The sequence below is a fragment of the Bacillus sp. Cr_A10 genome, assembly GCF_029222665.1.
Taxonomy (GTDB): Bacteria; Bacillota; Bacilli; order Bacillales_A; family Planococcaceae; genus Psychrobacillus.
Window position 1 is genome coordinate 716641 of record NZ_JARHXR010000009.1, and the last position, 14149, is coordinate 730789.

Sequence of the window (14149 nt, forward strand, 5' to 3'; positions counted from 1 at the left end):
TTGAAAGGAGAGTTTTCTCTACTATTGCGCAAGCATTTGCTTTTATTTTTTTGTATGAAAATACTAATATACAAGCAAAGCCATGCTTCCTGATGGAAACATGCCTTTGCCTTCAAACATTAATTAGGGTGATTTGTTTTAATATTTGTCTTAATCGTTTTTACTGCATCATCCATTGCTGCTTGCGGCTCTGCTTTGCCTGTAGCAATCGTTTGCAATGCAGATGCACCTGGCCCCCAAACCTCACTCATTTCAGGAATGTTTGGCATTGGTACAGCATACTGAGATTGAAGAGCTACAGCTTTTGCACCTTCATTTTCAGCAATAATTGGATCTTCAATCAACGTTTTTACAGGTGGGATTTCTTGTGTAGTTTCGAAACGAGTTTTAGCATTCTCTTCGTTTGTTAACCATTCCACCAATTTTGTAGACCAATATTTATGCTCTGTAAATGCTGTTACATGCCAACCTTTAACTCCCATAAACGTTTTCATATGCTCTCCATTTGGTAGAGTAGGCATAGCAGAAATCCCAATATCGATTCCAGCGTCCTTCATGCTTTGGAAAGCCCATGGTCCGTTCATTACAGAAGCAATTTTTCCTTCGTTGAAAAGTCCGTCTCTAGTAGAGCCACCACTTTCCCCTATGATTCCTTTTGGGAACAATCCTTCTTTATACCATTTTTGAATATATTCGGCTCCTTCAACTGCTCCTTCGTTATTCAACCCAACGTCTTCACGATCAAGTGCACCATCATTATCCTTAAATACATATCCGCCCATCCCAGCTATTACACCATGAGCAAAGTAAAAGTCATCCCACACAGCGATAAATCCAAACTGTTTACCATCTGTAAATTTCTTTGAGAACTCATATACTTCATCCATTGTTTTAGGTGCTTCTGGCATCAAAGCTTTGTTATAGATAAATACTGGAGTTTCAGTAGCTTTTGGTAATCCATAAAGTTTACCATCGTATTTTTGTGCATTCACTGAAGATTCCGTGAAAGTTGACAGTACTTCGTCACTTACTTCTATTTCTTGAATTAAACCTTCTGTAACAACCTGACCAATTTGATCATGCGGTAAAGTAACGACATCTGCTCCAGTCCCAGAAGGACCATCTAAACGAAGCTGATCTCGCATTTTATCAGCCATACCTAATTCTTTAAACTCGACTTTAATACCTGTTTCTTTTTCGAAAGACTCAATTGCAGGTTTCAAAGCAATTGATTTATCTGTATCTTCCCATACAACTAGTTTTTCTGGTTTTGCAGGTTCATCTGATGCGTTTTCAGTATTTTCATTGACATTAGAGCTTACTGGAGTAGTTCTTTCCCGATCTGGTCCACAGGCAGCAAGCATTGCAACAATAAGAACCAACATGGTTAACATGGATAGTGACTTTTTCATTTCTTTAACCCCTCCTATTTGTATCTTTCTCGACTTCCCCAAGTTGGACAACCGCTTGCACAATTATTTAAATGAAAACGCTAACATATAATTCGTTAGAGGAATATATTTTTTCTAATATCTCTTCAGAACTGATTTCTCAAGGTATTAAGAGATTATTATTTACATAAAATTTATGAAAGCGATTGCACAACTTATGGTTTTATTATACATTTATTCTAAGAGTACACAATCCCCTTTTTTATTTTTTCAAAAAATATTTAATATTTCGTTATTCATTCGTATTTATAATGCTTCATGTATTACTATCCCAAAGCTTTAATATTGTACTGAAAGAGATTAAACATCAAAAGGAGATAAGTTATGGAAAAAGCAGCTATTTTTCACAGACCGAGTGACAATTTTGCATATTTACTAGACGATCACACCCTTCAAATACGGCTTAAAACGAAAAAAAGTAATATACAGGCGGCTTCATTAATTATGGGTGATCCATATATATGGGAAAATGGAGAATGGCAGTTTTCTGAAATTCCGATGAACCTAGTTGGAAACGACGATTTGTTTGATTACTGGGAAGTGAATGCTTATTCCGAGACTAGTAGAATTCGATACGGATTTAGACTAACATCCCTAACTGAAGAATCCATCTATACTGAAAAAGGATTTTATGATATCCCCCCTACTGACAGTGATTATTATTTCTGTTTTCCCTATCTTCATAAGAATGAACTTTTCAATGCTCCGAGTTGGGTGAAGGACACTGTTTGGTATCAAATCTTCCCAGAGCGCTTCGCTAATGGGAATCCTTCTATAAACCCTGAAAATGCTAAAGCATGGGGTAGCGAGCCACCAGCAGTGAATAATTTCTTTGGTGGAGATTTTGAAGGAATTATAGAACACTTAGATCATCTAACAGATATAGGCGTGAATGGAATCTATTTAACACCTGTGTTTAAAGCTTATTCAAATCATAAGTACGACACGATCGACTATATGGAACTTGACCCTCAGTTTGGAGGCGCTGACTCTTTAAAGAAGCTAATTACTGAATGTCATCAACGTGGCATTAAAGTTATGCTTGATGCTGTTTTCAATCATAGCGGATACTATTTCCCTCCTTTTCAAGATGTTTTAGAAAAAGGTGAGAATTCTAGTTTTAAAGATTGGTTTCACATTCATAGCTTTCCGGTCCAAGGTGGATCAAAACCTAATTACGAAGCATTTGGTTTTGTTGACTCCATGCCAAAATTAAATACTTCTAATCCAGAAGTAAAAAAATATTTGCTCGAAGTAGGGACATATTGGATAAGAGAATTTGATATAGACGGATGGAGACTAGATGTAGCAAATGAAGTAGACCATCCCTTCTGGCGTGAGTTCAGGACTGTAGTCAAAGATGCAAAGCCGGATATTTATATACTGGGGGAAATATGGCATGATTCTATGCCTTGGCTTAGAGGAGATCAGTTTGATGCAGTGATGAACTATCCATTTAAGACAAATGTATTGAATCTGCTAGCAAAGAAAACGATCAGTTCTAAACAATTCGTAGAAAATATGAGTAAAGTATACTATAGTTACCCGAAGAATATAGTTGATTTTACTTTTAATCTAGTTGGTAGTCATGACACTTCAAGAATTCTTACTGAATGCGAGAATGATGTAAAGCGTACAAAGCAGGTTTTCACTATCTTACTAACATTTATGGGAACCCCTTGTATTTATTATGGTGACGAAATCGGTCTTACAGGTGAATTGGATCCTGGCTGTAGAAAATGTATGGATTGGAACACTGAAAATCATCATGATGAGTTAAAGAATCATATTCGTACTTTAATTACACTTCGAAAAAAAGAGAAATTATTGGCAAATGAAGGATCGGTAAAGTTCCTTTTCCCAACAGAAGAAAATGGTATATTTGGTTATCAAAAATACTCTGACAACAAATCAATTATCGTTTTACTTAACCCTAGCTCTTTAAAACAAGCTTTTCCTTTAGAAGAAAATCTAGATTATACGGTTCTTTATAGTTCCGAAACGGAGATGGAGTCTTTACAAATTAATATAGGAGCAAATGGTTTTTGTATCCTCTCTTACACGCACTAAGCATTGAATAGACTGACATAAACATTAAATGAAAATAGAAGTGAATCGTCTCTTTAGTTAAAAGACGGTTTGCTTTTATTTTGATAATCTAAATCCATAAAATCATTTTAGTTTACATAAAAATATTATTTTATTCTAAATGATTAAATGGATTATTATCGATTACTTGTTGAATCTCCTTATCCTCCACATGGGTATATATTTGAGTAGTAGAAACACTTGTGTGACCCAAAATATGTTGTAGACTTCGAATGTCAGCCCCATTCTTATACATGATTGTTGCGGAAGTATGTCTTAACTTATGTGGGGTTATTTTTTCTTTTTGTATACCAGCGTCTTCCTTAATTTGTTTAATAATCTTTGCAACGGTTTGACGGGTAAGTCTCGTTCCTTTTTGAGACAAAAAGAGCGCTTCATGTTTACTTGCACCATGTATGTACTTTCTCTCCTTCTCTTTATATATTTCAAGAGATCTCAAGCATACATTATTCATAAATACTGTTCGTTCTTTATCACCTTTACCTATAACACTTAGCAAATTGCCTTGTATCGAATTAATATTTAAATTGCATAGTTCAGAAACGCGAATCCCTAAATTTAAAAAGAACATGACCATACTAAAATTACGGTAATAGTGATTATTTCTTCTAATTGCTGCTATAAACTGTTCAGCTTCCTGTTGATTCATATAAATTGGTTTCTTTTTCCCTATTTTCGGTGACTCCAATTCATCTGCAGGATTATACTCCAATAATCTTCTTTTTCCTTTTAAATATTTGAAAAATGATTTGATCGTTGCTGCCTTTCTTGCTCTAGAAGCAGTGCTATTATTTCTTTGGACCTCACAGTACTCCAAAAACAAGTAAATGTCCTCTAAAGTAACTTCTCTAATCCATTCAATGTTTATATCCGATATGTTTATCGTCTGTATTTCACCTGGATCTATGTCATCTTCAATCGCCTTTAAAAAACGGAAAAACAATTTAAGGTCGTACTCGTATTCTTTTCTCGTTCTTAAAGATTTTCCTTTAATAGTTGTTAAGTAAACTAAAAAGTCCTTCATTATTTTCGGTATCTCTCTTTGCAATTCTTTCACCTCACCTCTTTGTCTCCTATTTTATCACAAAATAAGGTTCCCAAATATGTATTTGGGAACCTTATATACAAAATGAAATCTTTTTTATGCTTTTAAGATTCCACACTAAATTTTTTATAAATGTTGAGGGTCCTTCTTCAATTTTTTCTTACGTAGCATATAAACCGCTACTAGCAATATAGGAATGACAATTCCAACAATGGTTGACAGTGTTATCGCTAATTTTGAATCAAACTTATATTGATCCATAATATCTGGGAAAAATAGGAGGGAAAGTACAACCATAATGATTCCTATAGGTGACGTCAACGGGCGATAATCTTTTATATTTAATATTTGTGACAATCCAAAAATGGCAGCAAAGAAATATAGAATAGATTTAAAAAATAAACATAAAATCCAAAGGGTAGCCATTAATGACTCTATTCGTGTAAAAAAATCGCCTACATTAATCACTTTCGCTAAGGCATAGCTTGGATAAACTTGTCTTGCTGTAGTATTAGAACCTAATACAAAAATACACAAAAAGGTGATTAGGATGATCACAATACTACCAACAATATTACCTATAAAAAAGTTTCTCCTTGCTTTCTTAATCTCTTTCAAAAAAGCAGGAAAAATAACTAATAAGGTAATTGAATTCACTGTTGAAACAATAATCAACACAAACGATGCCTCAAGAATCGTAGTAGGTTTTGACTGAAAAAATGGCTCGATATTCTCATAATTTATCTGTGGAGTTATGGATAAACTCAGAATAATAAAAAGAATAAAAAAAACAAATATTAAAATTTCTGCAGAACGAGCAATTGTTTCTATCCCTAAACGAACCCCCATCACAATAATAATGGCCATTAAAATATTTAAGGGAGCCATTGGTGTTTTTGGGTACATTTGTGTTATTAAAAATGTACCCGAGTGTGCGAGCAATGCGGATGAGTATAGAAAAAGCATAAGTACAAAGATTATTGAAAAGGTTTTACCTAACACTTTTCCAAATACTTTTTCATTTACTTGAATGTAGGTTAGTTTCGGAAACCACAGAGAAATAATTGTATATAACCAAATAACAAGCAGCCCAACCAATGTGGCTACAATAGTAGCAATCCAAGAATCCTGCTCAATTTTAATAGCTAGAATGGATGGAACATAAAGGATGCTTGAACCAATTGTAAAAAAAATAACCAAAACTAAAAATTGAAAGGAACTTATTTTTTCTTTTTGCATCCTTGCACATCCTCTATCACTTAACTTTTACTAAACAGATTGTAAATTGGTTGAAGAATATAAGAGAGTAAATCTACTGGTGACATCTTTTTCACATCAAACGAATATAGAATACCTGAAACTACTCCGATCACTAACAGAATTATAAATACTATTAATTCTTTTTTTAATTTTTTTTGTACAAGTGACGGAACCTCCATAATTACTATCACAGTCGCCAACAATAAAATACCTATACTACTTACCACAAGTTTCAATCCTTTATCGTTTTTAGAATCGGATTAATGACAGATCCCGTATGTCTAATTTCAACTTTTACCTTTATATTGACAGGTACTTCTTTAAACTCTTCATCCCAATTCTTCTTTAATTTTTTCCATTCCTCTGGATGATCTTGATGGATTTTCGCACCAAATCCAAAAATGTCTGAACCCAAATCCTCTTGTACAAATTTAACCGTATCATTTATATTTTTTTTAATTTCCTCTTCGTAGAGCTTGTTTAGCTTTTTAAAGGTTTCTTCTTTATTTAGATCAATTTGACAATCCACTTCCCCAACATTCCCAGTGAGATGAACACTTACTTCTATTTCTGGTTTCCCATTCGCCATTTTACTTTTTAATTTTGTCTTAGAAGTAATTCCATGCACATTTAATGTCCCTTCATCAGGGCAAGACAAGATTCCTATCGTATTTTTTACATGATTCGTTATACTGTTATATCCTTTACCTTCCTCTGGAGACAACCAGCCTACGAGCTTGTCATGATTAAATACAGCTATCTCTTCCAATTTTAAATATGCAGAAGGAAGTATAGTCTCCACATTCTGTTTACTAGAGCCGCTCTTTTCATCTCCTAACACTTTAATTCCTGTTAAAACACCTTCTTTACCCTCTCGTTCTAAATCAGTAATAAGTTTAACTAGTGTCATTGCAGTGGTACTGGATAAACTTTCTTCGGATGTTTTAAGTATATGAAAGAAATTATTAGCAGGTATGTTTTCTAAAGTAGTTTGCACGTTTAATATTTTTTCAGCAGTACTATCTTTTGCAATAGCTAAATAAAAATCAGATCGAACTTCCCAATATCTTGATAAATAATCTAAAAGGGAACCAATTCCCTCTTGCGCCAACTCCTCTCCAATAATCACCATTTGAAGATGTCCGAAGTACAATGTTCTTGGTGAAATGGATGTTACATTCCGAATCGCTTCATTAATAGTTTTACCTTTAGCTATAAACAGAGTAACAGGAGAACGACCAGTACCTCCCTTTATAGGAGAAACTTCTCCAGGTAAGACGACTTGAATAGAAGCTAGATATTCATCATCTATCTTATCTATTCCGAGCCCCATTACTAAAGCTAACTCATTTAATTCTCGTTTATCCCAACAGCCAGTTAACATCAGACTAAGTAATGATAAAACAATCAAGCATTTCTTCATTTACTTTCCCCTTGATTCTCTAGATGGTTTTGAGTAATTTTGTCTTCTTTTATTTTTTGATATTAAACTAGGACGAAATAACATCTTCCAAATTGGTAAACGAACAAACGTATCTTTTTGTCCAGAAGCACTAAATGGTCCTAGTGGAGACATGTAGGGAACCCCAAAAGATTTTAAACTAGATAAATGCAATAATAGTGCGATTAAGGCTATGAGTATGCCATATAATCCAAACGCACTTGCTATAATCATAAAAAGAAAACGTAGTATTCTTCCGGCAACTGCAATATCATACGTTGGGGATACAAAGCTTGATATAGCAGTAATAGATACAACGATAACCATTGCTGCCGAAATAATACCCGCTTCTACCGCAGCGGTTCCAATAACAAATGCCCCTACTATTGACATTGCTGAACCAATAACACGAGGCATTCTAAGTCCTGCTTCGCGTAATATTTCGAAGGTAAGTTCCATAATAACTGCTTCTATAAAAGCAGGAAAAGGAACTCCCTCACGTTGTGCTGCCAAACTAATGAGTAAATCCGGTGGAATAATTTCATGATGAAATGTAATAACAGCAATATAAAAGGAAGGAGCTAGCATGGATATTCCAAATGATACAAATCGAAGAGATCGAATAAAACTGGCCATGATTGTACGCTGATAATAGTCCTCAGAAGACTGAAAGAACTGAACAAATAATGCTGGAATAATTAATGCAAAAGGTGTCCCATCAACTAAAAGTGCTACTCGGCCTTCTAATAATGCAGCTGAAACTATATCTGGACGTTCTGTATTATATACAGTTGGAAAAGGAGAATATTGAGAATCCTGTATAAACTCCTCAATATTTGCACTTTCCAATATTCCATCTATATCTATCCGTTTTAGTCTTTGTCGCAATTCTTGGATTACTTTTTCATCAGCTACTCCGTTTATATACATTATTGCAATATTTGTTTTAGTGCGTTTCCCGACTTCTGATGATTCCATCCATAAATTCTTGTCTTTTATAATTCTTCGGATCAATGCAGTATTAACTCGTAAATTTTCAGAGAATGCTTCTCTTGGACCTCTAATAACGCTTTGGGCTGATGGTTCTGTTACTCCCCGTTCTATCCAGTGCTTATTACCGATGATAAATCCAGTCGAATAGCCATCGACTAAAAATATCGCATCTCCAGATAACAAAGCAGTGAATAAATCCTCAAATCTAGTTAAATCTTTAATTTCACCAACCGTCATTGCGAAGTCCTTTAAGTTGTTCATCAGATTAGGATTAGTCTCTAGTTCATTATTTTTAAAATCCAGCATCAAAGTTTCCATAATAAAATTTTGTAAAGAACTTGTATCGCTTAATCCATCTGTATATATAATTCCGGCACTTATAGCACCACCTGGACCGAATTTAAGCTCACGAAAAATAATATCTGTGCTTTCTCCGAGGGAATCTTTTATAAGTTTTAAATTTTCTTTTAGGTTTGAATATAAAAAAGTCATGTCCTTTGACTCAACTTTCTTACTAGCAGGCGGAGACAAGGGATTTAGGACAATATTATGTTTATTTTTAAAGAAACTCATTATCTCCCTCAATTCTTTCCTATTATAAAGAAAGCATTACCAATCACTAGTTGTTTTAATCTTTTTTAACTAGAATAAGAATAAAAAATACCAAGAGTTCATTTCACTCTTGGTATTTCAAGATATATAAAACCCCTTATTCAGCTTCTATAGGTTTAGTTGGTTTAATTGAGTCATTCTGTTGATCTTTAAACTTGTCAAGAATTGTGCCAATAATAAAACCTACGATTGCTGGCACTAACCAGCTGAATCCATCTGAGCTCAATGGTAATTTTGAAACAAAAGTCGATAATAATGGAACTTGAACCCCTAAGGAACTAACTGTTTCTATTAAACTAACGATAAATGTTAATAAGATTGTTCCTCTATATGAACCAGCATTTGGTACAAAATTTCGGAAAGTACCTAATATAACTAATACGATTGCTACGGGATATAAAGCTGTGAAAATTGGCATTGTATAATTCACAATATTTTCGACACCAAATGAACCGATAACTACTCCAGTAACACAAATAATTAAAACCCAAGTACGATAACTTAATTTTTCTTTAGTAAGATCATTCAAGAAATCTGCAATTACTGCAACAACTCCAATAGCAGATGTTAAACAAGCCAATGCTATAGCGATTGCTAAAGCAATTGCACCAAAACCTCCAAGTGAAATATCGATTAACGCAGATACTAAAGCTGTATCTCCAATATCAGTTGGGAATAATCCACTTCCTGATGCTCCAAGAAATAATAATCCACCATATACAACGAGTAATCCTAACCCGGCAATAATCGTTCCAGTAATAGCCATTTTACGTGCTTGTTGTCCCTTATACCCATAGCTAGCAATAGCCGCTATAAATATTGGCGCACAAAATATCCCTGTTACAACATCTCCAGTTTGGTAAGCGCTAATAAAAGCATTTGAAAAAGCATTTTTAATATTTGAGACTTCCGGTACGCCAATTGGATCAAAAATACCTTTTCCTACGATAAATAGAAGAATAATGACTAACAAAGGTGTAAGTACTTTACCAATCTTATCGATTACATTTGATTTATCCATAGCAAAGTAAAAACAAATTGCAAAAAATACTATGATAGTCACAATGGAAGGAACGCCTGGAAACAATTGATGAACACCAAGTTCATGCGTCGTTGCAGACATACGTGGAATTGTAACGAACATTCCAATACCAACCATTAATAATAAGTTAAATACTTTATAAAACCAAGGGCTAATTGGTCTCGTCAAATCTTCAAATTTCCCTCCAGCATTTAATATAGCGATCACTGCTAGAAGCGGCAAAACGATTCCTGTAATACAAAAACCGATTAATGCTATAATCCATTCACTTCCGGAAGCGTTACCAATGGAAGGCGGAAAAATTAAATTACCTGCTCCAAAGAATATTGCAAATAAAGCAAATCCTACTAATAAACTGTGTTGAACTGTTTTACTCATTTTTGACCCCTCTTTCATAAAACCACTTTGAAAACCCTTACAAAATTAACAAGAAATCAAGAGCAGTTCGTCTGCCCTAATTGACCCCCAAGTTTTAATTTTCTAATAGTTATCCTTATAATAATTAATTAGTGACAATAATAAAAGGAGGTAAATTTTTCACCCCCTTTCGTAAAAATATTTTTACCTTAATTCATATTTTTCCATTTTGTATTTAAGTAATTGTTTGGATATTCCTAGTCTTCTTGCTGTTTCGGCTAATTTCCCACCACTATGCTGTAGCTCAAGAACAATCAAACCTCTTTCATATTCCTCCACTTTATCTTTCAAATTTATAGGTTTATCTGATTTAAATATATTTACCAATTTATTTTTGAATTTCGAAATTTTTGAAGGTATATCATTCAGAGTAATATTTTTTGTACTTGCATTATTATAGGCAGTTTCAATAGCATTCTTTAATTCTCGAACATTTCCTGGCCAGTTATATTGCTGAAATACTAGTAAAACATCGTCTTCTATATGATCGATTTTCATTTGCATATGACGATTATAAAATTGAATATAATAATTGGTTAGGACTCCAATATCCTCTTTTCGCTCTGCCAATAAAGGTAAGTCTATTCGGAAAACGCTTAAACGGTAATACAAATCTTCCCTTAATCCCTTTTCACTTACTAACTTATCTGGATCCTCATTTGTAGCAGCAATTAGTCGAATATTCAAGTGAATATCCTGATTACTTCCAACTCTTCTGATCGTTTTGTCTTCAATTACTTTTAATAGCCTCGCTTGTAGTTTAATATCCAATGCGTTCACTTCATCTAAAAAGATAGTTCCGCCATTAGCTTGCTCTAACAAACCAGTAATAACTGGAGTTAAAGTCGAACTATCTTTTTCGGTCCCAAAAAGAATTTTTTCCAAGAGGTCCTCATGGATTTCCGCACAATTTATAGATATATATGGCTGAGTATATCGAGTACTTAAATTATGTATAGATTGAGCAACAATCTCTTTTCCGGTCCCCGTTTCTCCATAAATAAGAACGGTTGAATCTGTATTGGAAACTTTGCTAATTTTATTTTTTACTTCTTGCATAACAGTACTTTCAGAAATTAAATTATCGATTGTATAGATTGTATTATTTTTTCTATAAATTTTATGATCAGCAAATCGTTCAAGCTTCTCCATATCTTGTATTTCGTAAAAATGCTTAGAAAATTCGATAGCCCCTATAATTGAATCTCCTTTCTTTATAGGAAAGGTAGAGCTTTTTGATAGATAAGAAAAACCATTCGTTGATGTCAATCGTTGTTCTATATTCCATAATGCTTCACCTGTGCTTAATACGGTCATTAAAGTACTATTATCATTCGTAAAGTTTTGATAAAAGGATGTTACATTTTTTCGCAAAAACTCTTCTGGTCTAAGACCGAGTTGTTTTAAGATATTTAAATCTGCCAGATCGTAAAAAATTGTAATCCCGTTTTCATCGACTATTAATACATTGTCATAATCAGACAAATGATATATTTCATTGATATTCATATATTTGCCCGTCCTTTCTTTACTAAGCAACTCGAGAAGATTGGGATCAACTGAGATACAATATTTTCTGTTATTATAGTCTATTTAGATGTAGCGTAACCAATTATATGATACCCCTTAGTTCGTTAAACCACTGAGCGCATGTAAAAGAACGTCCCCATTCTGGATCATTATCCTCTATTCCCCAACATGCATATAAAGTAGACATCGTAAACCCAGCTTTCAAAAGCCGCTCTTTGTCCAAATTCATCTCATCACAAAGAGAAAACACTCTATCCTTAAAGAATTGCTGAGGATTTGGTTTATCAAACAACTGATTCGTGAGAAAAGAAATTAAATCAAAATAAGTATCACCAATTACTCCTTTTGGATCAATAGCAATCCAACCGTAAGCTTTCGAAAATAAAATATTTTCATGATGTAAATCTCCATGCAATAGTTCATTACCTTTAGAAGAATCTGATATTTCACTATAGAAAGTTTTTGCCAAGTAGATATAATCATTTGATATTGGTCCCTCTTCAATAGAATAGGTCTCTAAATATCGATCAAATGCACTTAGCCAATTTTTTATGAAAGGATGATCAGAATTTCCTTTGATCGGTCTCCGAATCTCCATCCATACTTTAGCAAAATACTTAATAGCCTCTTGTTCCTCCACTATATTTAACATAGTTCCAGGAAGTAAATGCTCTAACAGCATTACACCTTTTTCAGTATCGGCATCTAATAATTTTACACACCCCTTACCGTTATAAGTTTGGAGTGTTCGAATCTCATTCTTAAAATCGTAATTTGGAACACCTAGCTTTAAAATTGCAGGGTTTCCATCTTGATCTTTTACTTTTAAAACATAATTATAAGACAAATTATCGACTGGCCCCTCTGAAATTAGGTTCCATTTATGTAAAAATTCATTTATGGTCGTCTCCAAGGAATATAAGAATTCCTTTCCGTCTTTACCAAAAGCCCCTATTATTTTTTTCTCAAATCTTTCTGGGTACATACTATATGAAAACTCCTTTTCCCTAATTTCATTTTCAATTTTCATTTTAAAGTGTAACCCTATTCCACGAAACAGCAAAGACAAAAATGAGTAATAAAAAAAGCTGATACCTTGGGTGGCATCAGCTTTCAATTTAATTCCTAGCAAATTTTCCGTCTACTTCTACTGTTTCAAATATGTTAATAAAAGCATTGTTATCATGCTTACGTACTATTTGTTTTATTTGCATAGTTTCGTATCGGGTAACGACCATCATCAAAATTTGCTTCTGCTCTAATGTATAACCACCGTATCCATCAGTAATTGTTACACCACGATAAATCGTAGTCAAAAGCTCTTTTCGAATCAGTTCCCCTTGTGTAGTTACAATTTGCATCGTTAATTTTTCATGATTCGTATAAATGGTGTCCACCATTTTTCCAGTAAGATAAATAGATAAAAGTGTATATAAAGCAATTTCCCAGTTAAAAATCGTACCAGATATTAAAACAATCAGTCCATTCATGGCAGTTAGTAACATGCCAACACTTACATTACTCATTCTTGATACAATAATGGCAATGATATCTAAACCACCTGAAGTACCTGAGTACTTTAAGATAATTCCTACTCCAAGTCCCCCTATAATCCCACCAAAAATAGATGATAGCAAAATGTTATTTGTAACTGGTTCAGTTGGTATTATATACAAGAAAAAAGAAAGAGAAACAACGCATAAAAGCGTATTAAAGGTTATCATTTTTCCAAGTTTAAAATAACCTAAAATGATAATTGGTAAATTTAGGGCAAAGTTCAAGATACCAGTATCAAATGGTGTAATTATTCCAAGCAAAATAGCGATTCCACTGATTCCACTACTCAAAATACCATGCGGAACTAGGAAGCAATTGAAACCAAACGCTATAATGAGTGAACTGATGATAATTATTAAGTTTTTCATAAAATTAATACTCCTTCTTACCTTTTCATAAAAAAACTCGCCCTCATTAAAGGACGAGTTTTCACATCTTTTACAGGTTTTATTCATTATAAATTTAGATAGAATTTAATTTATCAGAGAAAATTAAGCAAGTCAACAAGAAGAAACCGATAGATTTTAATCAATAGATCAGACTCTCGACAAAAGGTATCGAGTGGTCTTTCTCTCGATACCTTTTGCCAATAAATATATATTTTGGCGAGGAAAAAACCAAGCTTAAGTTTAGGGAATACTTTTTGAGCATTTTTCCTTATACTTAAGCTCGTAGACATTTCAAAGTGGTGA

11 protein-coding genes are annotated in these 14149 nt (G+C 33.5%); 1 reads left to right on the forward strand and 10 read right to left on the reverse strand.

The window, feature by feature from the left end; all coding sequences use genetic code 11:
- Positions 1 to 119 precede the first annotated feature (119 nt).
- Positions 120 to 1412 carry an extracellular solute-binding protein gene (locus P2Q73_RS10830; RefSeq protein WP_275786859.1) on the reverse strand — a complete coding sequence of 431 codons (1293 nt, stop codon included), beginning with the start codon at positions 1410 to 1412 and terminating at the stop codon, positions 120 to 122.
- A 363-nt stretch (positions 1413 to 1775) separates the two neighbouring features.
- Between P2Q73_RS10830 and P2Q73_RS10835 the strand changes: the two genes are divergently transcribed.
- Positions 1776 to 3521, forward strand: a complete 1746-nt coding sequence (locus P2Q73_RS10835; protein ID WP_275786861.1) for a glycoside hydrolase family 13 protein — start codon at positions 1776 to 1778, stop codon at positions 3519 to 3521.
- A gap of 130 nt (positions 3522 to 3651) precedes the next feature.
- On the opposite strand, the gene P2Q73_RS10840 is transcribed toward P2Q73_RS10835, so the two are convergent.
- From P2Q73_RS10840 to P2Q73_RS10880, 9 genes are all read right to left on the reverse strand, one after another.
- Positions 3652 to 4608 (reverse strand): tyrosine recombinase XerC, encoded by a 957-nt coding sequence (locus tag P2Q73_RS10840; RefSeq protein WP_275787470.1) that lies wholly within the window; start codon positions 4606 to 4608, stop codon positions 3652 to 3654.
- Between the two features lie 123 nt (positions 4609 to 4731).
- Positions 4732 to 5844, reverse strand: coding sequence for a GerAB/ArcD/ProY family transporter (locus tag P2Q73_RS10845; protein WP_275786864.1), 1113 nt, complete (start codon positions 5842 to 5844; stop codon positions 4732 to 4734).
- A 20-nt stretch (positions 5845 to 5864) separates the two neighbouring features.
- Positions 5865 to 6092 carry a hypothetical protein gene (locus tag P2Q73_RS10850; RefSeq protein ID WP_275786867.1) on the reverse strand — a complete coding sequence of 76 codons (228 nt, stop codon included), beginning with the start codon at positions 6090 to 6092 and terminating at the stop codon, positions 5865 to 5867.
- A gap of 5 nt (positions 6093 to 6097) precedes the next feature.
- The gene (locus tag P2Q73_RS10855; protein WP_275786870.1) at positions 6098 to 7288 is read right to left on the reverse strand and encodes a Ger(x)C family spore germination protein; all 1191 of its coding nucleotides are present in this window, start codon (positions 7286 to 7288) and stop codon (positions 6098 to 6100) included.
- The gene (locus tag P2Q73_RS10860; RefSeq protein WP_481747147.1) at positions 7289 to 8872 is read right to left on the reverse strand and encodes a spore germination protein; all 1584 of its coding nucleotides are present in this window, start codon (positions 8870 to 8872) and stop codon (positions 7289 to 7291) included.
- A gap of 136 nt (positions 8873 to 9008) precedes the next feature.
- On the reverse strand, positions 9009 to 10331 hold the full coding sequence (gene brnQ, locus P2Q73_RS10865; RefSeq protein ID WP_275786875.1) for a branched-chain amino acid transport system II carrier protein: 1323 nt from the start codon (positions 10329 to 10331) through the stop codon (positions 9009 to 9011).
- A gap of 183 nt (positions 10332 to 10514) precedes the next feature.
- Positions 10515 to 11879, reverse strand: coding sequence for a sigma-54 interaction domain-containing protein (locus P2Q73_RS10870; RefSeq protein ID WP_275786878.1), 1365 nt, complete (start codon positions 11877 to 11879; stop codon positions 10515 to 10517).
- A 103-nt stretch (positions 11880 to 11982) separates the two neighbouring features.
- Positions 11983 to 12930, reverse strand: coding sequence for an aminoglycoside phosphotransferase family protein (locus P2Q73_RS10875; RefSeq protein WP_275786881.1), 948 nt, complete (start codon positions 12928 to 12930; stop codon positions 11983 to 11985).
- Positions 12931 to 13018: 88 nt separating this feature from the next.
- Positions 13019 to 13825, reverse strand: coding sequence for a YitT family protein (locus tag P2Q73_RS10880; RefSeq protein ID WP_275786884.1), 807 nt, complete (start codon positions 13823 to 13825; stop codon positions 13019 to 13021).
- Positions 13826 to 14149 lie beyond the last annotated feature (324 nt).